The organism is Segatella salivae F0493 (assembly GCF_000477535.1).
GTDB lineage: Bacteria > Bacteroidota > Bacteroidia > Bacteroidales > Bacteroidaceae > Prevotella > Prevotella salivae.
On sequence record NZ_AWGW01000007.1, the window covers coordinates 366,545 to 390,882 of the forward strand.

The window sequence follows — 24,338 nt, forward strand, 5'->3', positions numbered from 1 at the left end:
AGAAAGTAATGCAACAACAAAGCGGCAGAGCGGTACAAGGTACATCCAGACCGCAAACGGACAGCCTAAGTCCGTGGAAACAAAAGGGCGACACCACTATATCCGAATAAAGTAAATCATTATCAACCCGCCCGACAAGGACTATCCACCCTTTGAGGGCACAAAATAGAACATCAATATGAACAAGAACAACAGTATCAGAACAATCCTCTCGGCAGCACTCCTCATCGCTGCAAGCGCAACAGCATTCGCACAGGGCAACGGACTGGCAGGCATCAACGAAGCCACCTCCATGGTCACCTCGTATTTCGACCCAGGCACGAAACTCATCTACGCCATCGGCGCAGTGGTCGGACTCATCGGCGGCGTGAAGGTCTATGGCAAGTTCTCGTCGGGCGACCCCGACACCTCCAAGACCGCCGCAAGCTGGTTTGGAGCGTGCATCTTCCTCATCGTGGCAGCCACCATTCTGCGCTCGTTCTTCCTATAATATAATAATGTATGGCTGAATACCCCATCAACAAGGGCATCGGCCGTCCGGTTGAGTTCAAAGGTCTGAAGGCTCAATACCTGTTCATCTTCGCAGGTGGGTTGCTGGCTCTCTTCATCCTCTTCGTCATCCTCTACATGGTCGGCATCGGCCAGTGGATATGTATCGGCTTCGGTGCGGTGTCGTCGTCCATCCTCGTATGGCAGACCTTCGCACTGAACGCCCGGTACGGCGAGCACGGACTGATGAAGCTGGGAGCGGCACGCAGCCACCCCCGATACCTTATCAACCGACGGCGGATAACCCGATTATTCAAGAACAAACAGAAAACGGAACAAGAATGAGGAACATATCCAAAATGACAACACTGGAAAACAAGTTTCCCCTGCTGGCGGTGGAGCACGGCTGTATCGTCTCAAAGGATGCCGACCTCACGGTCGCCTACGAGGTGGAGCTGCCGGAACTCTACACTGTGACGGGTGCGGAATACGAGGCCATACACGGCTGCTGGTGCAAGGCCATCAAGGTGCTGCCCGACTATTCCATCGTCCACAAGCAGGACTGGTTCATCAAGGAACGCTATCAGCCGGAACTTCACAAGGACGACATGAGTTTCCTGAGCCGCTCGTTTGAGCGTCACTTCAACGAGCGTCCCTACCTGAAGCACACCTGCTACCTCTTCCTTACGAAGACCACGAAGGAGCGCAACCGTATACAGAGCAACTTCAGCACGCTGTGCCGTGGGCATATCATCCCCAAGGAACTGGACAGGGAGACAGCGGAGAAATTCATGGAGGCTACGGAACAGTTCGCCCGCATCATGAACGACAGCGGCTTCATCAGGCTGCGCCGTCTCACAACCGATGAGATTGTCGGTACGGAGGACAAGGCCGGACTCATAGAGCGTTATTTCTCCCTCATGCCCGAAGGCGACCGCACCTTGCAGGACATCGACCTCTCGGCAAGGGAGATGCGCATCGGCGACAACCGCCTGTGCCTGCACACCCTCTCCGATGCGGAAGACCTGCCCGGCAAGGTATCCACCGATGTCAGGTACGAGAAACTCTCCACCGACCGCTCTGACTGCCGTCTCTCCTTTGCCAGTCCCGTGGGACTGCTGCTGCCCTGCAACCACATCTACAACCAGTATGTGATTCTCGACAATAGCGAGGAGAACCTGCAGAAGTTCGAGAAGTCCGCCCGTAACATGCAGTCGCTCTCCCGATACAGTAGAAGCAACAGCATCAACCGTGAGTGGATAGAGCAATACCTGAACGAGGCGCACTCCTACGGACTGACCTCAGTGAGGGCGCACTTCAACGTCATGGCGTGGAGCGACGATGCGGAGGAGTTGCGCCACATCAAGAACGACGTGGGCAGTCAGCTGGCAGGCATGGAGTGCATGCCGCGCCACAACACCATCGACTGCCCCACGCTTTACTGGGCGGCGATGCCCGGCAATGCGGCGGACTTCCCTGCGGAGGAGTCGTTCTACACCTTCACCGAACAGGCCGTGTGCCTCTTCACGGAGGAGACCAACTACCGCAGCTCGCTCTCGCCCTTCGGCATCAAGATGGTGGACAGGCTCACGGGCAAGCCCCTGCACCTCGACATCAGCGACCTGCCCATGAAGCGGGGCATCACCACCAACCGCAACAAGTTCGTGCTGGGCCCGTCGGGCAGCGGCAAGTCGTTCTTCATGAACCACCTCGTGCGCCAGTACTACGAGCAGGGCACGCACGTGGTGCTGGTGGATACGGGAAACTCCTATCAGGGACTATGCGAGATGATACGGCGCAAGACCCACGGCGAGGACGGCGTATATTTCACCTACACGGAGGAGAAGCCTATCTCGTTCAACCCGTTCTATACAGATGATTATGTGTTCGACGTGGAGAAGAAGGACAGCATCAAGACGCTGCTGTTGACGCTCTGGAAGTCGGAAGACGACAAGGTGACGAAGACGGAGAGCGGCGAGCTGGGCAGTGCGGTGAACGCCTACATCGAGCGCATCAGGGCAGACCGGAGCATCACTCCCTCGTTCAACACCTTCTACGAGTACATGCGCGACGACTACCGCCGCGAACTGGCGGAGCGGGAGATAAAGGTGGAGAAGTCCGACTTCAACATCGACAATATGCTCACCACCATGCGGCAGTATTACCGGGGCGGACGCTACGACTTCCTGCTCAACTCCACGGAGAACATCGACCTGCTCGGCAAGCGGTTCATCGTCTTCGAGATTGACAGCATCAAGGAGAACCGTGAGCTGTTCCCCGTGGTGACCATCATCATCATGGAGGCCTTCATCAACAAGATGCGCCGATTGAAGGGCGTGCGCAAGCAGCTGATTGTGGAGGAGGCATGGAAGGCTCTCTCTTCGGCGAACATGGCGGAATACCTGAGGTACATGTACAAGACCGTGCGCAAGTATTACGGCGAGGCCATCGTGGTGACACAGGAGGTGGACGACATCATCTCCTCACCCGTGGTGAAGGAGAGCATCATCAACAACTCCGACTGCAAGATACTGCTCGACCAACGGAAGTACATGAACAAGTTCGACCAGATACAGGCGTTGCTCGGACTGACGGAGAAGGAGAAGTCGCAGATTCTCTCCATCAACATGGCCAACCACCCGTCAAGGCTCTACAAGGAGGTGTGGATCGGGCTGGGCGGCACGCAGTCGGCGGTCTATGCCACCGAGGTGAGTGCGGAGGAATACCTTGCCTACACCACCGAGGAAACGGAGAAGGTAGAGGTCTATCGGCTGGCGGAGCAACTGGGCGGAGACATCGAAGCCGCCATCCGGCAGCTGGCGGAGAAAAGAAGGACAAGCAAGACATGACATTTATCACAACCAATTTTATCACATTCAACAATGATTCAGAACATGGGAAGAAGATTGAAGACAACAAGCAGGCAGATGCTGCTCCTTTGCGGCATCGTGCTGGGAATGGCGAGTATGGCCATGCAGTCGTGCAGTGAGGCAGCAAGGGACGACCGTCCCGCCCTCTGCGGCAACTGGGAGAGCGTGGAGGGTAAGCCCGACGTGCTCATCTATAAGGAGGGCAAGGCATACAAGGTGACGGTGTTCAAGCGCAAGGGGCTGGGACGCGAGCTGAAACCGCAGACTTACCTCCTGCAGATGGAGAACGGCAACCTCTTCATGAATACGGGATTCCGCATCGACGTGGCCTACAACGAGGAGACGGACGTGCTGACCTTCTCGCCCAACGGGGACTATGTAAGAGTAAGACAGGAACAGACCAAACAATAGCGAGCAATGAAAGCAAGAATGACAATCCTTATCTGCCTGTGCCTGCTGACGGCGGGCAAGGCAAGCGCACAGTGGACGGTCATCGACCCGTCCAACATCGCGCAAAGCATCGTGAACACCTCCAAGAACGTGGCGCACACATCGACGACGGCGACCCACATGGTCAAGAACTTTCAGGAGACGGTGAAAATCTACGAGCAGGGCAAGAAGTATTACGATGCCCTGAAGTCGGTGAACAACCTCGTCAAGGATGCCCGCAAGGTGCAGCAGACCATCCTGATGGTGGGCGACATCACGGACATCTACGTGAACAGCTTCCAGAAGATGATGCGCGACGAGAACTTCACGGTGGAGGAACTCTCTGCCATCGCCTTCGGCTACACCAAGCTGCTGGAGGAGACGGGCGACGTGCTGACGGAGCTGAAGAACGTGGTGAACATCACCACGCTCTCCATGACGGACAAGGACCGCATGGACGTGGTGGAGGGCTGCTACCAGAAGATGAAGCGGTACCGCAACCTCGTGAGCTACTACACCAACAAGAACATCAGCGTGAGCTACCTGAGGGCGAAGAAGAAGAACGACCTCGACCGCGTGATGGGGCTCTACGGCAGTGCGAACGAAAGATACTGGTAGCCTATGGATTTCGAGAACCTTCACCAGATACTGCGGTCGCTCTACGACGAGATGATGCCGCTGTGCGAGGACATGGCGGGCGTGGCGAAAGGCATCGCCGGACTGGGCGCACTCTTCTACGTGGCCTACCGGGTATGGCAGTCGCTGGCGCGGGCCGAACCGATTGACGTGTTCCCGATGCTCCGTCCGTTTGCCATAGGGCTGTGCATCATGTTCTTCCCCACGGTGGTGCTGGGCACGCTCAGCGGAGTGCTCTCGCCGATTGTGCAGGGCACGGCCAAGATGCTGGAGGCGGAGACGCTGGACATGAACGAGTACCGGGAGCAGAAGGACAAGCTGGAATACGAGGCGATGAAGCGCAACCCCGAGACGGCCTACTTAGTGTCGAACGAGGAGTTCGACAAGCAACTGGAGGAACTGGGGTGGTCGCCCGACGACCTTGTCACCATGGCTGGGATGTACATCGAGCGGAGCATGTACCAGATGAAGAAGGGCGTGCGCGACTTCTTCCGTGAGTTGCTGGAACTGCTGTTTCAGGCCGCTGCCCTCGTGATAGACACGCTGAGGACGTTCTTCCTCGTGGTGCTGTCGATACTTGGGCCGATAGCCTTCGCTATCTCTGTGTGGGACGGTTTCCAGAGCACGCTGACGCAGTGGATATGCCGCTATGTGCAGGTGTATCTGTGGCTGCCCGTGTCGGACATGTTCAGCACCATACTGGCCAAGATACAGGTGCTGATGCTGCAGAGCGACATCGAGCGGATGCAGGCCGACCCGAACTTCTCGCTGGATTCGAGCGACGGGGTGTATATCGTGTTCATGATCATCGGCATCATCGGCTACTTCACCATCCCCACCGTGTCAGGCTGGATTATCCAGGCCGGAGGCATGGGCAACTACGGGCGCAACGTGAACCAGACGGCTGGTAAGGCTGGCGGCTTCGCCGGCAGCGTGGCGGGTGCTACCGCTGGCAATGTGGCCGGACGTGTCGGGAAACTGCTGAGATAAAGAAAGTATGTGTAACATCAAAACAAGGAGAAAACAAGAAAATGGAATTCAAGTCATTAAAGAACATCGAGACATCGTTCAGGCAGATTCGCCTGTTCAGCATGGTGTTCCTCGCCTTGTGTGCCGTGGTGACGGTGTGGAGCGTGTGGAGTTCCTACCGTTTTGCGGAGAAGCAGCGGGAGAAAATCTATGTGCTGGACAACGGGAAGTCGCTGATGCTGGCCCTCTCGCAGGATCTGTCGCAGAACCGTCCGGCGGAGGCGAGGGAGCATGTGCGCCGCTTCCACGAGCTGTTCTTCACGCTCTCGCCGGAGAAGAGTGCGATAGAGCACAACGTGAAGCGGGCGCTGCTGCTGGCTGACCGCAGCGTGTACAACTACTATTCGGACTTTGCGGAGAAGGGTTACTACAACCGCATCATCGCAGGCAACATCAATCAGGTGCTGAAGGTGGACAGCGTTGTGTGCGACTTCAACGGCTATCCGTACCGTGCCACGACCTACGCACGACAGCAGATTATCCGACAGAGCAACATCACGGAGCGCAGCCTTGTGACGACATGCCGCCTGCTGAACGCCTCGCGTTCGGACGACAATCCCAACGGCTTCACCATCGAGGGATTCACCATCATTGAGAACAAGGATTTACAGACAATCAAACGATGACGGGTATGAAAGAAAACAGAATCAGGAAATCGGCGTGGAGGCTCTTCTGGAGTCTCCACGACAAAAGGAAACAGATGACAGAGCTGGTCAAGGACCGGCTGGAGGGTCTGCCACAGCCGACGAAGAGACGCATCGTATTGGGAATGCTCGTCGCCTTTGCGGTGCTTGCCCTCTACACTTTCGGCAAAGCCGTCTATGACGTCGGAAGGGACGAAAGCCGGAAGATGGAGATAGACCATGCAGGGCAGGTGGAACTGTCCATCAAGCCCACAGTTAGTAATCACACAACACCTTATTATTATTTATATGGAACAGACGAAGATTGAAGTACAGGACAAGACTCCTGACAAGGAGAAAAGCAAGGAAAAGCCTAAGCAGGAGCGCACACCACTCACGGAGGCGGAACGGCTGAGACGTCAGAAGATGATTGTGCTGCCTGCCATGGTGCTGGCGTTCCTCGGTGCGATGTGGCTGATTTTCGCCCCATCGTCTGACGGGACGAAAGAGCCGGGCATGGACGGCTACAACATGGAGATGCCGGATGCCGACAAGGCGGACAGGCAGATTATCGGCGACAAGGCGAAGGCCTATGAGCAGGGCGCAATGGAGGAACGCAAGGAAAACCGCAACCGCTCGATGATGGAGCTGGGGGATATGTTCGACCGTGAAGTAGCGGGAAACGAATCCTCTGCGGATTTCAGCCTGACCGATAATGACAGTGTGGAAAAGAGCAAGCCCCTGGCGCCGCAAAGCATCCGTTCGTCTGCCACCGCCTATCGTGACTTGAACACCACGCTTGGCAGTTTCTATGAGCAGCCAAAGGAGGAAAATGCGGAGATGGAGGAGCTGCTGGAGCGCATTGCCTCGCTGGAATCAGAACTTGAAAGCGAGAAAGACAAGGCTTCCGATATGGACGACCAAGTGGCACTCATGGAAAAGTCCTACGAACTGGCGGCAAAATATATGGGCGGTCAGAATGGCGGACAACCCAAACAGGAGGCAATGCCTGCCACTGTGAGCAAAGCAGGAAAGAATGCTGTCAGTCCCGTAAGACAGGTGACGAAGCAGGTGGTATCCGCCCTCGGACAGCCGATGAGTAACGAGGAGTTCGTCGCCGCCAATGCGCAGGAGCGAAATTATGGTTTCAACACCGCTGTGGGCAAGGTCGGGGTGACGGACAAGAACACCATATCGGCGTGCGTCTATGGAGCGCAGAGCGTGACGGACGGGCAGGCGGTGAAGCTGCGCCTGTTGGAGCCGATGGCCGTGGCGGAACGGATTATTCCCCGAAATGCAGTGGTGGTAGGGGCGGCACGTGTGCAGGGCGAACGCCTCGACATCGAAATCACCTCAATAGAGCATGAGGGGACTATCGTGCCTGTGGAGCTTTCGGTCTATGACACGGACGGGCAGCAGGGTATCTTCATCCCCGGCTCTATGGAGATGGATGCGGTGCGGGAGGTTGCCGCCAACATGGGCGGCTCGCTCGGCAGCAGCATCAACATCTCCACCAATGCGGGGGCACAGTTGGCCTCCGACCTCGGCAAAGGACTGATACAAGGCACAAGTCAGTATATCGCCAAGAAGATGCGTACGGTGAAGGTGCATCTGAAAGCGGGCTACAAGGTGATGCTGTATCAGGACAGAGACTGAGAAATATAAAAGATAAAGTAACAACAATCCAATTTTTATTCACCACTAAAATCCAAAGTGAAATGAGAAAAGCAATCATGATTCTTGCCCTCGCGATGGGCATCGTAACTGCCAATGCGCAGGAGAACAAGACCGTGAATGAGAGCAACGGGAGTGACGGACAGCCTACCCTGACCAAGGAGGTCTATCCGCAGAAGGAGACGGAGGGCGACCTGTATCACGGGCTGACGAAGAAGCTGACCTTCGACCGCATGATACCACCCCACGGGCTGGAGGTGACGTACGACAAAACCGTACACATCATCTTCCCGGCAGAGGTGCGCTATGTGGATTTGGGCTCGCCCAACCTGATAGCGGGCAAGGCGGACGGTGCGGAGAACGTGATCCGTGTGAAGGCGACCGTGAAGAACTTCAAGAACGAGACGAACATGAGCGTCATCACGGAGGACGGCAGTTTCTATACCTTCAACGTGAAATATGCTAAGGAGCCGCTGCTGCTCAACGTGGAGATGTGCGACTTCATCTATGACGGCGAGGCGGTGAACCGTCCGAACAATGCGCAGGAGATTTACCTGAAGGAACTGGGCAGCGAGAGTCCGATGCTGGTGCGACTTATCATGAAGTCCATCCACAAGCAGAACAAGCGTGAGGTGAAGCACATCGGCTGCAAGCGTTTCGGCATACAGTACCTACTGAAAGGAATCTATACGCACAACGGACTGCTGTATTTCCACACGGAAATCAAGAACCAGAGCAACGTGCCGTTTGATGTGGACTATGTGACATGGAAGATTGTGGACAAGAAGGTGGCGAAGCGCACCGCCGTGCAGGAGCAGGTTATCCTGCCGCTCCGTGCGCAGAACTATGCTACCTGTGTGCCGGGCAAGAAGAGCGAGCGCACAGTGTTCACGATGGCGAAGTTCACCATCCCCGACGACAAGTGCCTCGTGGTGGAACTGAACGAGAAGAACGGTGGCCGTCACCAATCCTTCGTGATTGAGAACGAGGACTTGGTGCGTGCCAATACCATCAACGAACTTCAAGTGCGCTGACTCTATGAAGAAATGTCTTTTTATGATTATCGCGTCGCTTGCCCTTTTCACGGGGCAGGCGCACGCCCAGCGATGCCTGCCGAAAATGCAGGGCATTGAGGTGAAGGCGAACATGGCGGACGGCTTCAAACTTGGTGGCAACGATGGCGGGTACAGTCTTGGTGCAATTCTCTCCACCTATACCAAAGGGGGCAACAAGTGGGTGTTCGGTGGCGAATACCTGCTGAAGAACCAGTCCTACAAGGAGAAGAAGATACCCGTGGCGCAGTTTACGGCGGAGGGTGGCTACTATCTGAAAGTGCTGTCGGACGCAAGGAAGGTGCTCTTTGTCTATGCTGGGGCTTCGGCTCTTGCAGGCTATGAGACGGTGAACTGGGGCGACAAGGTGCTGTACGACGGGGCGATGCTCCACGATAAAGCTTCCTTCATCTATGGCGGTGCGCTGACACTCGATGTGGAGTTTTATGTGGCCGACCGTGTAGCCCTGCTCGCCAACCTTCGGGAACGGTGTCTCTGGGGCAACTCCACAGGGCATTTCCATACGCAGTTCGGCGTGGGCGTGAAGTTCATCATTAACTGATATGGTGTATGGAGATTGACGCATTGAGGCAGATACCGCTGGCCGATTTTCTTGCAAGGCTCGGACACGAGCCGCTGAGGATGAGGGGCAATGAATGGTGGTATGCCGCACCTTACCGCACGGAACGCACTCCCTCGTTTCGTGTGAACGTGGACAAGCAACTTTGGTATGACTTCGGTCTTGGCAAAGGCGGTGACATCTTCACGTTGGCAGGCGAGTTTGTCCGTAGCAGCGACTTCATGGAGCAGGCAAGATTCATAACGGAAGCGGGCTTTGTTCCGCTTCCGCAGATAGAACCTCGTCCTCATAAGACCGTGGAAAAGAAGCCTGTCTTTGAGGAGATGGAGATAAGGCCGTTAAGTCATCGGGCATTGCTCTCGTATGTGGAGGAGCGTGGAATTGCTCCGGCGATTGCCCAACGGCATTGCAAGGAAGTCCATTTCCGGCTCTACGGAAAGCGGTATTTTTCCATCGGTTACGGAAATCGTTGCGGTGGTTTTGAGCTGCGCAACCGCTTTTTCAAGGGGTGCATACCTCCAAAGGACATCACTTCATTCAGACAGGGAAGCAGTAGCTGCCACCTCTACGAGGGCTTTATGGATTGGCTTTCTGCACTGACTCTGGGCATCGGGAATGAGGAGGACAGCCTTGTGCTGAACTCCGTAGCCAATGTGGACAAGGCAATACCTGCCTTGGAGGATTACCAAGAAATAGTCTGCCACCTCGACCATGACGATGCTGGACACAGGACGGTGGAAGTCCTGCGTAAGCGTTTTGGGGAGCGTGTGGCAGACCATTCCGGACTCTATTCGGGCTACAAGGACTTGAACGAGTACCTTGTGGCCAAACAGAAAATCAGTAACCATCAAAACAAAGAATGACAATGAACATCAAGAATATCAAGAACCTGAGAGTGAAACTTATGAGTATGGCAACCGTCCTGTTCGTGGGGCTGATGGGGTGTTTCCTCGCCTCCTGCGACGACGAGCTGGAGATCCAGCAGTCCTATCCGTTCACGGTGGAGACGATGCCCGTTCCCAACAAAGTGACAAAGGGGCAGACGGTGGAGATACGCTGCGAGATGAAGAAGGAGGGCAACTATACCAATGCGCTCTACACCATCCGCTATTTCCAGTTTGAGGGTGAGGGTATGCTGAAAATGGACAACGGTATTACGTTCCTGCCCAACGACCGCTACCTGCTCGAAAATGAGAAGTTCCGCCTGTATTACACATCGGGATGCAGCGAGGCACAGAACTTCATCGTGGTGGTGGAGGACAATTTCGGGAATGCCTACGAGATGGAGTTTGACTTCAACAACCAGAACGCGAAGGACGATACGCTGTCTGTTGTCCCCATCAGTAACTTCAAGCCCTTGTCGTGATGATGCGGATATTCATGGCAATCTGCTGTGCGCTCCTTACGGTCTGCCCTCTGCTTGCACAGGGCGACCGCACAGAGGCGGCAAGGATTTATCGCCTGCCACGGTTTGAGAGGGCGGTGCGCTGCATCAAGTTCTTCGAGGGCTGGCATACCGAAATACATCATCCGTATGTAGCATATGGCCATCAGTTGCAACCGGGAGAAAGGTATTCCGCAAGAACTATGACACGCAAGCAGGGCGAGGCGTTGCTGCGGAAGGATTTGCGGAAGTTCTGTGCCATGTTCCGCAAGTTTGGGAAAGATTCTCTTTTGCTTGCCACACTTGCCTACAATGTCGGACCATATCGGCTCTTGGGAAGCAACAAGATACCCAAAAGCACGCTGATAAGGAAGTTAGAGGCTGGCGACCGCAACATCTATCAGGAGTACATCGCTTTCTGCAACTACAAGGGGAAACGGCACAAGATGCTGCTCAAACGCAGGAAGGCGGAGTTTGCGCTACTGTACGAGCCTTAAAAGAACTGATAAATAATAGTTAGGCGTGCCATTTTGTCATTTGGCACGCTTTTTGCACTTTTTGTAATAAAAGCGTAAAAATATGGATTATTCCCAAAAACTGAGACAAATAAATAATCGATACAATCCAGATTCTTCAGTGCTCGTAGAGCAAAGGATGTTCAGTGGAGAGTCTGCATATGATAAAGATGTGGCAAGGTATGTAATGCGTGCAATGAAGGCGGTTGATGATGAATACACAAAACGTACCAAAGCCGCAGGGGAGGTCGTTAAACAGCATCTGAGAGAATCTCTAACGAATGTATCGTATGAATACCAAGGCTCTGTTATGACAGATACACACATAAGGGGAGCTAGTGATATAGACTTGCTTGTACTATGTGAGAAATTTGTCGGAACAGACATTTTTAAGGTAAGACAAGAATTAGCGAAAACATGGAAATATAATGACTGTCAAATTGGCAGATTGTGTCAGTTCGATAACTCATTTTCTCAATATGAGGGAAATAGTTCTCAGGATATGGCATCCTTGCGGACACAGATTGAAAAGATAATGTCACGTACATATACTATATGTGACACATCAAAGCCAAAGGCTGTGAAAATTACTAATCAAAATCTTCATCGAGATGTAGATATTGTAACATCATCATGGTTTCAATCATTGGATTATGTATTGGATGGAATGCCAGAGAATGAACGTGGCATAAAAATATATAATAAAAGCACTGGACTTTCTGAAGGACCGGATTATCCGTTTCTAAGCATATCAAGAATAAACCAAAGAAGTGCAGATACAAATGGACGTTTGAAAAGAATGATCAGGTTTCTAAAAAATGTTCGTACAGATTCTGAGAAAGATATCCCACTTACAAGTTTTGAAATCAATGCTATCTGCTACTCAATACCAGTACAAGATTACGTACAAAAAGAATACAAGGATTTGGTTTATATCTTGTGGCATACGATGTTCCATTTATGGAATGACGGCAAGCAAGATGACCTGAAGTCAGTGGTTGGAAACGAATATGTTTTTAAAGATAAGCCAGAAAAACTTGCGGCATTAAAAGTATTGGAAGACGAAGTTTATAAAATAAATAAGGATTTAGGTAATATATGAAACCAAGAATATTTATCGGTTCGTCAAGCGAAGGTCTTGACGTAGCTAAACGAGTTAAAGACTTTTTTAAGGAGAATTACGATTGTTATCTTTGGACTGACAATATCTTTAAGAACAATGAATCTTTTTTAGAAACATTGGTTAAATCTGCCAGTCTATTTGATTTCGGTTTTATGGTATTTTCTGCTGATGACGAACTTATTGTCAGAGATACACATTTTGAATCAGCCCGTGATAATGTCTTATTTGAATATGGTCTTTTCCTTGGTCGTGTAGGATTGGATCGAGCATTTGTAATAGCTCAACAAGAAGCAAAAATACCTACCGATTTGTTAGGTATAACTAACACACGGTATGAAGTGAAATTTGATGCAGAGGGAAATAAAGTAGCTACAGATTCACTGGAAATAGGTTTGGCTAAATTAAAAAAACAAATTGACGAAAATATTAATCTTGGGCATTTAGGACTCTTGCCATCAACCGTTTTAGCAATTTCTTATTTTGAAGGATTTGTAAAACTTGCAGCAGAATGGCTTACAGAAAACACGCCTGGATTGGAGATTGACGGCATCAAATACGACAAGGGTATCTTAAAAATTGTGATGCCGAACTCTCTTGATGCAGATATTAAAAAGAGTGCGATGTTGTATTACAAGAAATTGGGGTTAAAAGAGACTAAGATTGACACAAAACAAAGAAGTTACCCTATTCATTTTGCGACAAAAGATGGTGACGATTCTTTAGAAATCTATGATATGCCAACTATTTTAACGGGTATAGACAAGGCAATCGACATGTATTTCCGTGTAGGACATATAGGGAAGAAAATCGAACAAGAACTTGCCGAAGAGAATGAGATGAATAATTTTCGAAGAGTTTTGCAACTATTAATCAACGAGGATGCCTTTTGTAGAGAATGTGTAATAATTGAATAAAACTAAAACTCCGATGAAGTTACGGCTTCATCGGAGTTTTAGTTTTCATACATTCGGGATTGTTCCTTTACCGATTACCTCATCATCCTTGCAATGCTCGATAATGCCGGGAGAGAATCCCATGTCCCTGATTGCGATATGCCGGATATATTCCACATATTCCTGATCTTGAAAATTTCTGACCGTGAGGTTTCTGAAAATCATCTTTATGCTTATTCCGTCATTGCTGTGCAAGATGATTTTTTCGTTCTGTCTGATTGTTTCCATGATTAAAATTTGTTTTTGTGAATACGATCGTAGATTGGCACAAAGGTTTCTTTGCTACTTTCTTTTCCGCTTGCCCTGCTCATGAAAGAAAGTAGGCGGCTTGCGCCGCCCACATATCAAAAGTGCGTATAGAGTCCCGTCACTTGCGTAAAGACCTCTTCCAACATATCGAAGAAGATGCCTTCATGTACTTCTACGTCCATTGCCTTGCTCTCGAAGGTCTTCTTGCTGAACGTCTTGCGGAAAAAACGCATGTTGTAGAGGTCAGTCCCTGCATCATAGATGATGTCAAGGCGGTTGGCACTGGTCTTGTTCCTCGCAAGGCTCATGCGCAGTCCGTTGCCCATATCCACAAAATCCCTGCTGCCTGTCATGACGGCAAAACGCTTGCCGCCTATCTGCTCCAATATAGTCCGTGCTATCGTATTCATTGCCTTTTGGTTTTAGGTTTAGGCGGTGCGGACACCGCCTAAACGCAAGTGAATTTCTCAATACTCTAATTTCTCAGTGATAGATGTGTACTTCTCCAACCACTCTTTCAGACATTCCATGTTGTACTCGCTCGTGATGACTGCCGTATGGCGGTCAATGGCGGTGAAACGGCTGCTCTCGTAGTTGTCTATCCACTCTTTCAAGGTGGACACTCCCCATGCTTCGGCATCGTCAAACATTCCGTCCAATGTTGTGATTGGCTCATTGAACTTGACAATCAGTGTTTGATAGGCTTCGCTCATAGTCTGTCCTCCTTCCTTTTCAGCCACTCGTCACGTTTCTGTCGGCACTCGTCCAACGTGGGCTTTACGCAGGAGAAAAGTTCTCCGTCCGTGTGGCGGTAGTCGAATTGCACGAGGGTACGCTTGCGTCTGCCGATACCCGATTGATATTTCTCGTACTTCTCAGTACCTGCCGCTGTGCAGGTACTGAGTCCGTTGATGGTCATTTGTGTAGTCATAATCGTTTCTATTACGCTGCCTTCATCCGCTGACGGATAAGGTTGATGTTGTTGTTTACAAGATTGATGATGCGGTCGTGATACTCGGTGTTGGCATTGCACACGCCTCGGCTCTGAATCACTTGGAGGGTCTTCAGCGACACCTCTATCGTCTCGATGCGCTTGCCGTCAATGGTGGCGGAGAGTATGAGGGAGTCGGCTCGCTTGTAGTACGTGCCTACGCAGTGGTGCATCGCCTTGCCCTCCAATATCATTTCCTCTACGCTCTCTATTACCTTGACGGAGATGAGTTCATCGGCAAACACAAGTCCGAAGAACATGCCTTTCTCTTTGAGGAACTTCTTCTCGTCCTTGATAGCCTGCTCTCGTTCCTCCGCTGTCCGCTCGCGTTGCAACTGCTCCTGCCTCTTTGCGGCCAACTTGTCGTGGAGGGCTTTGAGGTCGGTCGGGCAGACGTACTTCGGCTGACGGATGTCCTTGCCGAAGTGGCGCAGGAGGTCTATCGTGTCGCACCATAGAGAGCCGTCGGGAATGGTGTAGCCGTTGCGGATGCAGATTTTCACGGATGCCCAATAGTTTTCGATGTTGCAGGAGGAGTTGAGGTAGTGGCGCAGCATGGGGTGTTGCCCTGCCTTTATCAGCGTTTCCGCACGGCTGTCAGACAAGAGTGCAGGAATAAGTTTTGTGGGTACGATGTCGTGGAAGTCGCCACGGAAGCCGTTCCTGCGCAGCTCGTCCACCGCCTTGTATTCGGGGCAGAGGGGCATGTGGGCGATATGCTGGTAGGCAAGGTTGTCACCACGGATTGCCATGGGTGAGGCAAAGGTGAAGGTGTCAATGTATCTGCCCAACGTGCGCTGTATGGCTACGATGGTGCGCTTGCCCTGCTTGTTCCACCAATAGCCGCCTATCTCAAGGGCAGTAGGAGTCGCCTTGCAGCCTTTCTCCATTTCCACGATGAGGAGGTACATGCGTAGCACTTGACACTCTCCGCAGGTGGTGAGTAGGGTGAAATACTGCTTCTGCTGCAACTTGCGCTCCAAGGTGTTCTTCACCTGCAGGCGTGCCTTGCAGTGGGGGCAGATGCAGGTGCGTGCTGTGCCGTCTGTCTGCCATGTGTGTCCGCAGTCCATGCAGGTGGTGCGTCCCTTGGGTAGCCGGTAGGCATAGTGGTCTACACATTCACGGAATGCCCATTTCAGTTGTCGTTTGCTGATGGGGCGCAGGTACCTGCTCTCGGCAAGCACCGCTTTCTCAAACTTGTTTCTCGGTCTCATACTTCAAAATCGAATAAGGAGGGTTCAACTTGGGGTTTCTGTGGCTTGGCTGCCCTTGCTCTCTGTCGGTTCTGCATCTTGCGCAGTTCCTCGTCTTGGTATTGGCGGATGGCTCGCTGACGTGCTTCCGCCTTCTCCTCTGCGGTGAGTTCCACCACGTGGTTCACGGCTATCTGACATTGCAGGGGTTTGCCTACCTCTATCTCGTTCTCGTCATAGTAGTGTACGGCTTGTCCGTAAATCTCTCCGTCCGAAAAGCCGTTGCAGCCGCTCTTCTGCACGTAGTTCAGAATGTAGGTGATGCAGTCGTCGATGTTCTTGGCAGGGTTGTGGTAGTTCTTGGCGAAGAGTTCGTCCTCCGCTGCACGCTGCTCCAAGTACATCTGTATCGTTCTCTTGAAATGGTCTGTTCCTTTCATGTCGCTTGCTGTTTTATAGGTTATCGTTCTTGTAAAGTATCTCGCAGTCCTCCACCTCGGTGGGCAGTCCAAAGAGGGGGTAGTGGCTGAAGTAGGGGTGCGTGCTGCCGTCCTCGTCCATGAGGGGCGAAACGATTTCCACCTGCCATTGGCTGACCCACTCGTCCACCATTCGGATTTCATCATCTGTCAGTGCCGTTGCATCGCCATTGATGAGGTAGCACAAACTCCATGTGGGTATCTTCTCTGTCGTTCTGTTCATATCGCTGTCAGTTTATAGGGGTTATAACATTCGCTTGATAATCTCTCTGTGGTACTGCGGATTGACCTCGTTGAAAAGGAACTCCACGAAGTCCTGCCGTGCCTCCTTGTTCAGTTCGTGGTACAACTCGCTAAACGTGCTGTGGTTGCCGTTGATGTAGGTTTCCACCATATACTCGAAGATGTTGTCCACCTCGTAGTACCTGCACTGCTGCGCTGCCGTCTTGCATGTTCTCTTTGCCATTGCCGTAGGGTGTTAAAGGGTGAGTAACCAAAGGAGAAGCCCGAAGAAGGTGATGAGGGAGAGCATGAGCACTATCACGCTTATCACCACTCGGAACACTCCGTTCACAATCTCTCTGATGACGCTCCAAAGGATGCCGATGATCCAAAGGAACGTCTGCACGATGAGGGTGCATATCGCCACCGCCATATAATGTGCCGTCTGTCTGATGTCCATTGCTGCTGTCATTGTCTGTTCTGTTTTTAATTCTTATATGCGGATCCAAGAGCTGAGGGAGTTGAGTTTCAAAACTTCTTATCTGCCTCTCGGTTATCCGACATTTTTTTATGCGTCTTCCTGTCGCATCGGTCGTTTTCGTTTCGGTTGCCCCATCAAGGTAGGGATTCGGAAATGCAAGGTTTTTCGGGAAAAATACTACCCGTAGGGCTGGAGATTTTTCTCGCAAAACAGGAGGCTTGACCTTGCTTTTCCGACAAATCCCGGAGTTACCTTTGCGGCCGAACGAGAATGACCACCTGATGCGCCGTCTGGAAGTCGCAAAATGGAGGTAAGCGTAACAAGAGGCAGATTGAATGGAACATCTCCAAAATGCGAAACTGCATGAAAACATAAACAGCGTAACCTTTGGAGACTCGCTTGAAAGCGTGAACAAGCCGAAGCCCACAAAAGAAGTGTGTCCGTATATGCCTATCCGACTTGTTCGGACAGACACATACGGACATTCTTCTCAGGCTTCGGCGGTACGGACAACCTTTTGTGGCTCACCCGTGAGCGGCAAGTGGTTGGCTGTACCTATTACAATTCCGCTTTCAACAAGAAACAAAAGGCGCAAGTGGTAAAGGCGGTTGTGCCGTAAGAAAGATAATCCGCACATCCATCGTCAAACCCTCGGTTTGATGCGGATATGCGGACTTTCTTTCAGCCATGCCGCCAGTGCCGATGACCGACCCTTACCATGTAAGGGTGAATCATCAGCACGGTTTCACTTGCGCCAAGAGGAACGACAAAAAGAAGAAAACGGCAAGACCCCGTAAAAGTACCTCTCTCGCATAGCCATGAAAGGGTTGTCCGCTTGCCGATTGTCTAAACGAGAGTTTAGGCTTCAAAAGCGGACATTCCTTTCGGATATGCCATAGTAGGAAAGAGGTTGTCTGAACTCGTTTCAGCCAACGCCTTTCCTACAGAAAAACTCACTTTTACGGAAGAACAGTAACAAGCAGGTCAAGAAATCACGCTCAAAACACAGAAACATGAGCAATTCCTTGGAGTACCCGAATAAAAAGTGTACCTTTGCATACAGAGTTGTGAGGCGAAGTAAATCACAGAATATCAGTGCACTTGCACTTTCGCTAAATCGTTACCATAAATCCGCAACTCCTTCATTCTAATCTGATACTCAATCAGATATAAGTTTTTTGATTATCCTAGTAAAAGATAATGAAATCCGAGCAAGTATGCAACAAGGCCTTCAACTTTCATACTTTCATTACAATCTATCGTTTGATAACATTCATTTTGCACAAAAAAACATATCATAATGCTGCAGAAACCGCCCCATTTGTTTCGATATAATAATTTATTTCTCATTTAACTTTCAATATTAAACACAAATGATTACCTTTGTATCTGATAATAAACGCTTTGAAACAAAACAACCATGAGCAACTTATTACACCCAGAGAACTATCGTCCTGTGCTCAATAGAAAGCAAACTGAGCAAGGGATTAAACTGATAAAAGACTTCTTTCAGCAGAATCTTGCAACCGAACTACGCTTGAGTCGTGTCACAGCTCCACTATTTGTGATGCAAGGATTAGGTATTAACGATGACCTCAATGGCATCGAAAGAGCAGTTAGTTTCCCTATAAAAGACCTCGGAGATGCACGTGCAGAGGTGGTTCATTCGCTTGCAAAGTGGAAACGATTAACCTTGGCTGAGTATGATGTTCAACCCGGATTTGGCATCTATACCGATATGAATGCCATCCGAGCTGACGAGGAATTAGACAATCTTCACTCTCTTTATGTTGACCAATGGGACTGGGAAGCCGTCATCACTAAAGAGCAACGAACCACTAATTTCCTTGAAAATATAGTGCAACGCATCTATGCTGCACTGCTAAGAACAGAGTATCTGACTTGTGAACGCTATGCGGAGTTGAGCCCGTTTCTGCCCAACCAGATTCACTTTATACACAGTCAAGACCTTCTTGACATGTATCCTGAACTTAATTCTAAGCAAAGAGAGAACGCTATTTGCAAGAAATATGGTGCGGTGTTCATTGAAGGTATAGGCGCAACACTAAGTAATGGGGAGAAACATGATGGCCGTGCACCCGACTATGATGACTGGAGCACTCCCAACGAAAGCGGCAAAACAGGACTAAACGGCGATATATTCATTTGGTATCCTGTATTGGAACGAGCCGTAGAATTGAGTTCGATGGGAATCAGAGTCGATGCTGAAGCATTGATAAAACAATTGAAAATAGAAGGTAAGGAAGAGCGAAAGGAATTGTTTTTCCACAAGAAATTACTGCATGATGAGCTACCTTTGAGCATCGGAGGTGGTATTGGTCAGAGTCGTCTTTGCATGATATTACTTCATAAAGCGCATATCGGTGAGATACAAGCCAGCATCTGGCCCGAAGAGATGCGCAAAGAATGCCAACGTTTGGGCATGCCCTTGATAGAATAAAATAAATGGAAGACTAAGACATATCGAGGTTTAACATCTGACAAAGCTTAGCCAATGCGGGATTGTCTTTCTTCAATTCTTCAAAGGTTTCGCGTTTAGTCATGAGAGGTTTAACCTCGCTTCCTTGTGCCACACGCCATAGAATCTCAATCTGACCATTATTGAGTTCTTTCGCAAGTGTAGCCTTTATACGAGACTTTATAGGTTCAACCTGTGTGAGAAGGATTTGATTATCCACCACAATTTCTATCTTCGGAAACTCCGTTATGTGTGGAGTTACGTTCTTTAATCGCATGGAAAGACCATTATATTGCTGTGGCATTCTCACCAACATTGCGTACCATGAGGTCTCAAGTTGGTCTTGAGTGAAACGTCCTTCCTGTGTAGTGTCAACATGAAACTGCTCTACTTCCGCCTCAACCCGCTTGTCTTTACGGGCTCTAATACCTGCAAAGGTAAGACTGATGGCATCAAGATTTATATTTGTTTGAGGCTTGGGAGAAGGGCTTTCCTTAGCTTTTGTCACGGGAGTTGCCGTTGAAGATGCCGTTACAACAGGCTCAACAACGGGTTGTGCGGCTCTCTCTCTGCGAGAAACCGCATGATGCTCAGTCGCAACCACCTGCATAGTTGCTTGTTTTGACTGTGCATTGATAAGATTCTTAAACAGGGATTTCAATCGTTTAGGGCTGCGCCCCGCACCTGGAGTGTCGTCATCCGGTTGCGTGATTTGCGCCACTTGAATGAGCGTAATCTCTACAAGCAGGCGTTTGTTACTGCTTTGTTTGTAATTGATATCACACTGATTGAGCAGCTTTAACGCTTGATATAGATATTGAACTGGGCACTTTTTGGCCTGCTCATGATACTTTTTACGTTGTTGTTCGCTTGTTTCCAACAAAGGAAGTGTCGTTTCATCACGAGCCATAAGTACATTCCTCACATGACAAGCAAGCCCAGAAATAAGGTTGCCTCCATCGAAACCTTTACTCAATATATTGTTTACCAGCACCATGATTTCACTCACTTTGTTACTCAAAGCGAAATCAACGATCTTGAAATAATAGTCAGAATCCAATACGTTTAGGTCTTCAATGACCTTCTGATACGTAATGTTTCCCTGGCAAAAGCTGGCCGCTTGATCGAATATAGAGAGTGCATCGCGCATACCACCATCAGCTTTTTCGGCGATAACAGCAAGCGCTTCGTCATCATAAGTGATTCCTTCTTTCTCAGCAACTGACTTCAGATGCTCAATAGTATTGCCCACTGTCATTCGTTCAAAGTCGTAGATTTGACAACGAGACAATATCGTTGGTAAAATCTTATGCTTCTCTGTGGTTGCTAAAATAAAGATAACATGAGCAGGAGGTTCCTCTAATGTTTTCAAGAAAGCATTAAAAGCAGCCGTAGAAAGCATGTGCACCTCGTCGATGATAAACACCTTATAGCGTCCCACTTGAGGTGGAATCCGCGTCTGTTCCATAAGGGCTTTGATGTTCTCTACAGAGTTATTGCTGGCTGCATCGAGTTCAAATATGTTATAGGAACGTTGCTCGTTGAACGCTTTACAGCTTTCACATACGTTGCAAGCTTCACCATCTTGGCTTGGGTTTTCACAGTTAATAGCCTTCGCAAAGATACGAGCGCACGTGGTTTTCCCTACACCTCGCGGACCACAAAACAAGTAAGCATGAGCCAGTTTGCCGCTCTTGACAGCATTCTTCAATGTAGTTGTGAGCGCATGTTGCCCCACAACAGAATCGAATGTCATTGGACGATATTTCCTGGCAGATACAATATATTCATCCATTTTTTTAGAATTGATGATGCAAAGATAGCAAAAATTATTATCTTTGCAAACAAATTAATCAATTATGGCTGGTCGTTTAAATGCAGTTTTGAGTTTCATTTCTCACTATAAATACCTTATAGTGACTGTTATTGGCGTGCTGATTGTTGGCTTCATTGACGAGAATAGTTTCCTCAAACGATTCCAATTAGAACTCCAAATAGGCGACCTTAAAAGCGAAATCAACAAGTATACGGAGCAATACGAGGCTGATTCAAGACAGTTAAATGAATTAAAACGCCACCCAAAAGCAATCGAAAAGATTGCTCGCGAGCGTTACTTCATGAAGGCAGATGATGAAGATATCTACGTATTAAGCGACGATGAGAAACCTATAGAAACAAATAATGAAGCATCTGAATAGTCTACAAAGCATTCTTTTCATGGCTGGTGGCCTCCTCATGGTAGTCGGAGTGGGTTGCTATGTGTTTATGTTTGCCACACAAATCGTTTGTTGGATTGCACTTGTTGGTAGCATCTTGTTTGCTACAATGCAAATGATGCAGACCTATGATGGGCTGAATCCCACGATAAAACGATTGAAAAACATCCTTAATTTGGCTGATTTACTCTTTGTTTTTGCAGGTCTTCTAATGGTTGATAACGCTTATGGCTTCTTCCGTTCCCTATTTGATAATCAGATAGATTACCTCACTTACCTTTATAATAAATGGGTTATCTTGTTATTAATTGCAGCAATTGTTGAAGTCTATGCTATGCATCGAATCGACCATGAGCTAAAAAAGGAACAAGAAAAGTAATTTATTTACAAGATAAAATGAATCGTGAGTACGAAAAAAAACTAAAAGATGTGCTTGATAAATTAAATTGATTGAATTTTCTTTCACACCTCAACACTTCCTATTATCTTTGTTATCAGAACAAGAAAAACAATTTATGAATAAGGTCTATTACGTCATCGTAGCTCTCTTGATACTAACATCATGTGCTAACTCGTATAACATCGTAGGTACATCTAACGTATCTAATCTTGACGGACGAATGCTTTATCTCAAAGTTCTCAAGAATAACGAGTTCAAAACACTTGACTCTTGCGACGTCGTTCATGGTCAATTCCACTTCTCTGGCACGGTAGATTCCGTCAGAATGGGTAACATATTTATGGACGAAGAGAGTGTACTTCCGTTGGTAGTTGAGGGAGGAGACATTACTATTAAGATAGATAACACGCAACAAATTGTTAGTGGTACGCCGCTAAACGATAAGCTTTTTAAGTTCTTCAACAAGTATAATCAGTTGAAAAATCAAGAGTCTGAGCTCGTACATCAGCATGATCAAGCCATCATGAATGGGCGAAACATGGACGTGATTAATGCCAAACTCAATAAAGAAGCGGCTCGAATCTCACAGAAAGAAGACGAACTTGTCACCACGTTTGTTACCGAAAACTTCGACAATGTGCTTGGTCCTGGCATCTTCTTTATGGTCACTATAGGTTATCAATACCCTGAATTGACGCCATGGATTGAGGATATCATGAGCAAGGCTACAGACAAATTTAAGAACGATGCCTATGTTAAGGACTACTATCAAAAGGCACAAGAGAACCAACAAATCATGAATGGAATGCGTGATGTACAAGCGGAGACGAGCGAAAATGAGGCTCCTCAAAATGAGAATCAACCCACTCAATCAGCTCCTACGCCTGCCCAGATGGCAAAACCATCATTAAAATAAACGATAAGCGTATGAAAATTATCATACAAGGTGGTACAATCGTCAACGAAGGCCGCTCGCTACGGCGTGATATTCTCATTGAAGACAACTCCATTGCGGCCTTATTTGATCCATCAGAAACACCCCGAGGAATCTATGACAAGATAATAGATGCCTCGGGATGTTTCGTTTTTCCCGGCATCATTGATACTCATGTACATTTCAGAGAGCCAGGCCTTACGCGCAAAGCAGACATAGAAAGTGAAAGCCGTGCAGCTGCTTTTGGTGGCATAACCTCATATATGGAGATGCCAAATACATCCCCTCAGACAACAACGCCTGAGGCATGGCAAGAAAAGATGATGCTCGCAGCCCATAAAAGTCATGTCAACTACAGCTTTTTCTATGGCGCAACAAATAATAATGCAGATTCATTTGCAGCACTTGATCATTCACTTGTGCCAGGAATCAAATTGTTTATGGGAGCCAGTACGGGGAATATGCTCGTCGAAAATCATGAGCACCTCGACTATATATATAAGGTGTGCGCGAATCAAGACCGGCAACTTGTGACGCATTGTGAAGATACCGAACTCATCACGGCTAATATGGCACGAGCCAAAACCCAACAAGATGACCCCAACATTGAATTACATCCTCTCATCAGAAGTGAGGAAGCATGCTACCGAAGCACATCTCTCGCGGTGGCATTAGCAAAGAAACATCATACAAGACTTCACGTTGCACACCTCACAACGGCACGAGAATTGGCATTCTTTGGCATCGATGACCACATCACGGCAGAGGCTGTGATTGCTCATCTCCTTTTTTCAAACGAAGATTATGCCACACTTGGTTCACTAATCAAATGTAATCCCGCTGTCAAAACCGCAGCCGATCGCGACGCACTTCGACAAGCACTGAATGATAATCGGATAACAACTGTTGGTACAGATCATGCACCTCACGAGCTAAAAGATAAGCAAGGTGGTTGTGCAAAGGCTGCTTCGGGCATGCCAATGATACAGTTTTCTCTTGCAACGATGCTTGAACTTGCCGACAAAGGCATTCTTTCCTACGAACGAATTGCCGAGTTAATGTGCCACAATCCCGCACGGCTTTTCCGCATCAATGACCGTGGTTTCATTCGAAAAGGCTACAAAGCAGATCTCACTATCGTTAAAACGGCAAACCCATGGAAGGTTACCAACGACCTCATTCAAAGCAAATGTAAATGGAGTCCCTTGGAAAATCATGTCTTCAACAACCGCATCTTAGCTACCATCTGCAATGGACATATCCTCTACTATGATGGTCATTTCGATACGAACTATCGCGGAGAAGCCCTCACTTTCCATGGATAACAAAGACAA

The 24,338-nt window shown here is 49.1% G+C and carries 32 protein-coding genes; 22 read left to right on the forward strand and 10 right to left on the reverse strand.

Annotated elements, in window-relative coordinates:
• Positions 1–178: 178 nt before the first annotated feature.
• From HMPREF9145_RS04100 to cap12, 16 genes are all read left to right on the forward strand, one after another.
• Entirely contained in the window at positions 179–490 is a 312-nt protein-coding gene (locus tag HMPREF9145_RS04100; protein ID WP_021825124.1) for a DUF4134 domain-containing protein, read from the forward strand.
• An 11-nt stretch (positions 491–501) separates the two neighbouring features.
• Positions 502–834 (forward strand): DUF4133 domain-containing protein, encoded by a 333-nt coding sequence (locus HMPREF9145_RS04105; RefSeq protein WP_021824845.1) that lies wholly within the window; start codon positions 502–504, stop codon positions 832–834.
• Positions 831–3,338, forward strand: a complete 2,508-nt coding sequence (locus tag HMPREF9145_RS04110) for a TraG family conjugative transposon ATPase (RefSeq protein WP_021824899.1) — start codon at positions 831–833, stop codon at positions 3,336–3,338. The genes HMPREF9145_RS04105 and HMPREF9145_RS04110 overlap by 4 nt, the downstream gene beginning before the upstream one ends.
• A 78-nt stretch (positions 3,339–3,416) precedes the next feature.
• Complete coding sequence (locus tag HMPREF9145_RS04115; RefSeq protein ID WP_036906537.1) at positions 3,417–3,770, forward strand: DUF3876 domain-containing protein; 354 nt, start codon at positions 3,417–3,419, stop codon at positions 3,768–3,770.
• Between the two features lie 6 nt (positions 3,771–3,776).
• Positions 3,777–4,406: a DUF4141 domain-containing protein gene (locus tag HMPREF9145_RS04120; protein WP_021825033.1), complete on the forward strand. Its 630-nt coding sequence runs from the start codon at positions 3,777–3,779 to the stop codon at positions 4,404–4,406.
• 3 nt (positions 4,407–4,409) lie between these two features.
• The gene (gene traJ, locus HMPREF9145_RS04125) at positions 4,410–5,414 is read left to right on the forward strand and encodes a conjugative transposon protein TraJ (protein ID WP_021824950.1); all 1,005 of its coding nucleotides are present in this window, start codon (positions 4,410–4,412) and stop codon (positions 5,412–5,414) included.
• 41 nt (positions 5,415–5,455) lie between these two features.
• Entirely contained in the window at positions 5,456–6,079 is a 624-nt protein-coding gene (gene traK, locus HMPREF9145_RS04130; RefSeq protein ID WP_021824925.1) for a conjugative transposon protein TraK, read from the forward strand.
• A 5-nt stretch (positions 6,080–6,084) separates the two neighbouring features.
• Positions 6,085–6,405 (forward strand): TraL conjugative transposon family protein, encoded by a 321-nt coding sequence (locus HMPREF9145_RS04135; protein WP_036906540.1) that lies wholly within the window; start codon positions 6,085–6,087, stop codon positions 6,403–6,405.
• Entirely contained in the window at positions 6,386–7,732 is a 1,347-nt protein-coding gene (gene traM, locus HMPREF9145_RS04140) for a conjugative transposon protein TraM (RefSeq protein ID WP_021824983.1), read from the forward strand. The genes HMPREF9145_RS04135 and traM overlap by 20 nt, the downstream gene beginning before the upstream one ends.
• Positions 7,733–7,794: 62 nt before the next feature.
• A complete protein-coding gene (gene traN / locus HMPREF9145_RS04145; RefSeq protein ID WP_036906443.1) occupies positions 7,795–8,784 on the forward strand; it encodes a conjugative transposon protein TraN in 990 nt (329 codons plus the stop codon).
• A gap of 4 nt (positions 8,785–8,788) precedes the next feature.
• On the forward strand, positions 8,789–9,364 hold the full coding sequence (locus HMPREF9145_RS04150; RefSeq protein WP_036906446.1) for a conjugal transfer protein TraO: 576 nt from the start codon (positions 8,789–8,791) through the stop codon (positions 9,362–9,364).
• Positions 9,365–9,372: 8 nt separating this feature from the next.
• Positions 9,373–10,245 (forward strand): toprim domain-containing protein, encoded by an 873-nt coding sequence (locus HMPREF9145_RS04155; RefSeq protein ID WP_021825160.1) that lies wholly within the window; start codon positions 9,373–9,375, stop codon positions 10,243–10,245.
• Positions 10,246–10,247: 2 nt separating this feature from the next.
• A complete protein-coding gene (locus HMPREF9145_RS04160) occupies positions 10,248–10,748 on the forward strand; it encodes a DUF3872 domain-containing protein (RefSeq protein ID WP_036906543.1) in 501 nt (166 codons plus the stop codon).
• Complete coding sequence (locus HMPREF9145_RS04165) at positions 10,748–11,263, forward strand: glycoside hydrolase family protein (protein ID WP_036906449.1); 516 nt, start codon at positions 10,748–10,750, stop codon at positions 11,261–11,263. Before HMPREF9145_RS04160 ends, HMPREF9145_RS04165 begins: the two co-directional genes overlap by 1 nt.
• A gap of 82 nt (positions 11,264–11,345) precedes the next feature.
• Positions 11,346–12,383: a hypothetical protein gene (locus HMPREF9145_RS04170; protein ID WP_021825084.1), complete on the forward strand. Its 1,038-nt coding sequence runs from the start codon at positions 11,346–11,348 to the stop codon at positions 12,381–12,383.
• Complete coding sequence (gene cap12, locus HMPREF9145_RS04175) at positions 12,380–13,318, forward strand: CBASS system CD-NTase-associated NAD(+) hydrolase Cap12 (protein WP_021824954.1); 939 nt, start codon at positions 12,380–12,382, stop codon at positions 13,316–13,318. The genes HMPREF9145_RS04170 and cap12 overlap by 4 nt, the downstream gene beginning before the upstream one ends.
• Before the next feature lie 45 nt (positions 13,319–13,363).
• On the opposite strand, the gene HMPREF9145_RS04180 is transcribed toward cap12, so the two are convergent.
• From HMPREF9145_RS04180 to HMPREF9145_RS13920, 9 genes are all read right to left on the reverse strand, one after another.
• Positions 13,364–13,585: a DUF7688 family protein gene (locus HMPREF9145_RS04180; protein WP_036906450.1), complete on the reverse strand. Its 222-nt coding sequence runs from the start codon at positions 13,583–13,585 to the stop codon at positions 13,364–13,366.
• Positions 13,586–13,701: 116 nt separating this feature from the next.
• Positions 13,702–14,016 (reverse strand): hypothetical protein, encoded by a 315-nt coding sequence (locus HMPREF9145_RS04185; protein ID WP_036906452.1) that lies wholly within the window; start codon positions 14,014–14,016, stop codon positions 13,702–13,704.
• 57 nt (positions 14,017–14,073) lie between these two features.
• Positions 14,074–14,319, reverse strand: a complete 246-nt coding sequence (locus HMPREF9145_RS04190; RefSeq protein WP_052026738.1) for a DUF6956 domain-containing protein — start codon at positions 14,317–14,319, stop codon at positions 14,074–14,076.
• Positions 14,316–14,537 (reverse strand): DUF3873 domain-containing protein, encoded by a 222-nt coding sequence (locus tag HMPREF9145_RS12695; protein WP_081697684.1) that lies wholly within the window; start codon positions 14,535–14,537, stop codon positions 14,316–14,318. The genes HMPREF9145_RS04190 and HMPREF9145_RS12695 overlap by 4 nt, the downstream gene beginning before the upstream one ends.
• Before the next feature lie 11 nt (positions 14,538–14,548).
• Positions 14,549–15,814 carry a PcfJ domain-containing protein gene (locus HMPREF9145_RS04195; RefSeq protein ID WP_021825074.1) on the reverse strand — a complete coding sequence of 422 codons (1,266 nt, stop codon included), beginning with the start codon at positions 15,812–15,814 and terminating at the stop codon, positions 14,549–14,551.
• Positions 15,811–16,233: a PcfK-like family protein gene (locus HMPREF9145_RS04200; protein ID WP_021825151.1), complete on the reverse strand. Its 423-nt coding sequence runs from the start codon at positions 16,231–16,233 to the stop codon at positions 15,811–15,813. The genes HMPREF9145_RS04195 and HMPREF9145_RS04200 overlap by 4 nt, the downstream gene beginning before the upstream one ends.
• Before the next feature lie 13 nt (positions 16,234–16,246).
• Positions 16,247–16,495 carry a DUF6926 domain-containing protein gene (locus HMPREF9145_RS04205; protein ID WP_021824975.1) on the reverse strand — a complete coding sequence of 83 codons (249 nt, stop codon included), beginning with the start codon at positions 16,493–16,495 and terminating at the stop codon, positions 16,247–16,249.
• Between the two features lie 21 nt (positions 16,496–16,516).
• Positions 16,517–16,738 carry a hypothetical protein gene (locus HMPREF9145_RS13915; protein ID WP_081697685.1) on the reverse strand — a complete coding sequence of 74 codons (222 nt, stop codon included), beginning with the start codon at positions 16,736–16,738 and terminating at the stop codon, positions 16,517–16,519.
• A gap of 12 nt (positions 16,739–16,750) precedes the next feature.
• Positions 16,751–16,966, reverse strand: a complete 216-nt coding sequence (locus tag HMPREF9145_RS13920; protein WP_081697686.1) for a hypothetical protein — start codon at positions 16,964–16,966, stop codon at positions 16,751–16,753.
• A 344-nt stretch (positions 16,967–17,310) separates the two neighbouring features.
• Here HMPREF9145_RS13920 and HMPREF9145_RS13390 point away from each other — a divergent pair, with 344 nt between their 5' ends.
• Together HMPREF9145_RS13390 and asnA are read left to right on the forward strand one after the other, a co-directional pair.
• The gene (locus tag HMPREF9145_RS13390; protein ID WP_147785728.1) at positions 17,311–17,577 is read left to right on the forward strand and encodes a hypothetical protein; all 267 of its coding nucleotides are present in this window, start codon (positions 17,311–17,313) and stop codon (positions 17,575–17,577) included.
• Positions 17,578–18,395: 818 nt separating this feature from the next.
• Complete coding sequence (gene asnA / locus HMPREF9145_RS04215) at positions 18,396–19,436, forward strand: aspartate--ammonia ligase (RefSeq protein ID WP_021825132.1); 1,041 nt, start codon at positions 18,396–18,398, stop codon at positions 19,434–19,436.
• A gap of 13 nt (positions 19,437–19,449) precedes the next feature.
• Here asnA and HMPREF9145_RS04220 read toward each other — a convergent pair whose 3' ends face one another.
• A complete protein-coding gene (locus tag HMPREF9145_RS04220; protein ID WP_021825048.1) occupies positions 19,450–21,249 on the reverse strand; it encodes a DNA polymerase III subunit gamma/tau in 1,800 nt (599 codons plus the stop codon).
• 64 nt (positions 21,250–21,313) lie between these two features.
• Here HMPREF9145_RS04220 and HMPREF9145_RS04225 point away from each other — a divergent pair, with 64 nt between their 5' ends.
• The 4 genes from HMPREF9145_RS04225 to HMPREF9145_RS04240 all read left to right on the forward strand — a co-directional run bounded on the left by HMPREF9145_RS04225 (position 21,314) and on the right by HMPREF9145_RS04240 (position 24,329).
• Entirely contained in the window at positions 21,314–21,652 is a 339-nt protein-coding gene (locus tag HMPREF9145_RS04225; protein ID WP_021824979.1) for an FtsB family cell division protein, read from the forward strand.
• On the forward strand, positions 21,636–22,049 hold the full coding sequence (locus HMPREF9145_RS04230) for a hypothetical protein (RefSeq protein WP_036906457.1): 414 nt from the start codon (positions 21,636–21,638) through the stop codon (positions 22,047–22,049). Before HMPREF9145_RS04225 ends, HMPREF9145_RS04230 begins: the two co-directional genes overlap by 17 nt.
• Positions 22,050–22,185: 136 nt before the next feature.
• Positions 22,186–22,986, forward strand: a complete 801-nt coding sequence (locus HMPREF9145_RS04235) for a DUF4369 domain-containing protein (protein WP_021825134.1) — start codon at positions 22,186–22,188, stop codon at positions 22,984–22,986.
• Positions 22,987–22,997: 11 nt separating this feature from the next.
• Positions 22,998–24,329, forward strand: coding sequence for a dihydroorotase (locus tag HMPREF9145_RS04240; RefSeq protein WP_021824867.1), 1,332 nt, complete (start codon positions 22,998–23,000; stop codon positions 24,327–24,329).
• The last annotated feature ends 9 nt before the right edge of the window (positions 24,330–24,338 follow it).

Bases quoted from the DNA above. Each gene is read 5' to 3' on its own strand.
- HMPREF9145_RS04100 (WP_021825124.1), top strand. From the start codon at position 179: ATGAACAAGAACAACAGTATCAGAACAATCCTCTCGGCAGCACTCCTC.
- HMPREF9145_RS04105 (WP_021824845.1), top strand. From the start codon at position 502: ATGGCTGAATACCCCATCAACAAGGGCATCGGCCGTCCGGTTGAGTTC.
- HMPREF9145_RS04110 (WP_021824899.1), top strand. From the start codon at position 831: ATGAGGAACATATCCAAAATGACAACACTGGAAAACAAGTTTCCCCTG.
- HMPREF9145_RS04115 (WP_036906537.1), top strand. From the start codon at position 3,417: ATGCTGCTCCTTTGCGGCATCGTGCTGGGAATGGCGAGTATGGCCATG.
- HMPREF9145_RS04120 (WP_021825033.1), top strand. From the start codon at position 3,777: ATGAAAGCAAGAATGACAATCCTTATCTGCCTGTGCCTGCTGACGGCG.
- traJ (WP_021824950.1), top strand. From the start codon at position 4,410: ATGGATTTCGAGAACCTTCACCAGATACTGCGGTCGCTCTACGACGAG.
- traK (WP_021824925.1), top strand. From the start codon at position 5,456: ATGGAATTCAAGTCATTAAAGAACATCGAGACATCGTTCAGGCAGATT.
- HMPREF9145_RS04135 (WP_036906540.1), top strand. From the start codon at position 6,085: ATGAAAGAAAACAGAATCAGGAAATCGGCGTGGAGGCTCTTCTGGAGT.
- traM (WP_021824983.1), top strand. From the start codon at position 6,386: ATGGAACAGACGAAGATTGAAGTACAGGACAAGACTCCTGACAAGGAG.
- traN (WP_036906443.1), top strand. From the start codon at position 7,795: ATGAGAAAAGCAATCATGATTCTTGCCCTCGCGATGGGCATCGTAACT.
- HMPREF9145_RS04150 (WP_036906446.1), top strand. From the start codon at position 8,789: ATGAAGAAATGTCTTTTTATGATTATCGCGTCGCTTGCCCTTTTCACG.
- HMPREF9145_RS04155 (WP_021825160.1), top strand. From the start codon at position 9,373: ATGGAGATTGACGCATTGAGGCAGATACCGCTGGCCGATTTTCTTGCA.
- HMPREF9145_RS04160 (WP_036906543.1), top strand. From the start codon at position 10,248: ATGAACATCAAGAATATCAAGAACCTGAGAGTGAAACTTATGAGTATG.
- HMPREF9145_RS04165 (WP_036906449.1), top strand. From the start codon at position 10,748: ATGATGCGGATATTCATGGCAATCTGCTGTGCGCTCCTTACGGTCTGC.
- HMPREF9145_RS04170 (WP_021825084.1), top strand. From the start codon at position 11,346: ATGGATTATTCCCAAAAACTGAGACAAATAAATAATCGATACAATCCA.
- cap12 (WP_021824954.1), top strand. From the start codon at position 12,380: ATGAAACCAAGAATATTTATCGGTTCGTCAAGCGAAGGTCTTGACGTA.
- HMPREF9145_RS04180 (WP_036906450.1), bottom strand. From the start codon at position 13,585: ATGGAAACAATCAGACAGAACGAAAAAATCATCTTGCACAGCAATGAC.
- HMPREF9145_RS04185 (WP_036906452.1), bottom strand. From the start codon at position 14,016: ATGAATACGATAGCACGGACTATATTGGAGCAGATAGGCGGCAAGCGT.
- HMPREF9145_RS04190 (WP_052026738.1), bottom strand. From the start codon at position 14,319: ATGAGCGAAGCCTATCAAACACTGATTGTCAAGTTCAATGAGCCAATC.
- HMPREF9145_RS12695 (WP_081697684.1), bottom strand. From the start codon at position 14,537: ATGACTACACAAATGACCATCAACGGACTCAGTACCTGCACAGCGGCA.
- HMPREF9145_RS04195 (WP_021825074.1), bottom strand. From the start codon at position 15,814: ATGAGACCGAGAAACAAGTTTGAGAAAGCGGTGCTTGCCGAGAGCAGG.
- HMPREF9145_RS04200 (WP_021825151.1), bottom strand. From the start codon at position 16,233: ATGAAAGGAACAGACCATTTCAAGAGAACGATACAGATGTACTTGGAG.
- HMPREF9145_RS04205 (WP_021824975.1), bottom strand. From the start codon at position 16,495: ATGAACAGAACGACAGAGAAGATACCCACATGGAGTTTGTGCTACCTC.
- HMPREF9145_RS13915 (WP_081697685.1), bottom strand. From the start codon at position 16,738: ATGGCAAAGAGAACATGCAAGACGGCAGCGCAGCAGTGCAGGTACTAC.
- HMPREF9145_RS13920 (WP_081697686.1), bottom strand. From the start codon at position 16,966: ATGACAGCAGCAATGGACATCAGACAGACGGCACATTATATGGCGGTG.
- HMPREF9145_RS13390 (WP_147785728.1), top strand. From the start codon at position 17,311: ATGGAACATCTCCAAAATGCGAAACTGCATGAAAACATAAACAGCGTA.
- asnA (WP_021825132.1), top strand. From the start codon at position 18,396: ATGAGCAACTTATTACACCCAGAGAACTATCGTCCTGTGCTCAATAGA.
- HMPREF9145_RS04220 (WP_021825048.1), bottom strand. From the start codon at position 21,249: ATGGATGAATATATTGTATCTGCCAGGAAATATCGTCCAATGACATTC.
- HMPREF9145_RS04225 (WP_021824979.1), top strand. From the start codon at position 21,314: ATGGCTGGTCGTTTAAATGCAGTTTTGAGTTTCATTTCTCACTATAAA.
- HMPREF9145_RS04230 (WP_036906457.1), top strand. From the start codon at position 21,636: ATGAAGCATCTGAATAGTCTACAAAGCATTCTTTTCATGGCTGGTGGC.
- HMPREF9145_RS04235 (WP_021825134.1), top strand. From the start codon at position 22,186: ATGAATAAGGTCTATTACGTCATCGTAGCTCTCTTGATACTAACATCA.
- HMPREF9145_RS04240 (WP_021824867.1), top strand. From the start codon at position 22,998: ATGAAAATTATCATACAAGGTGGTACAATCGTCAACGAAGGCCGCTCG.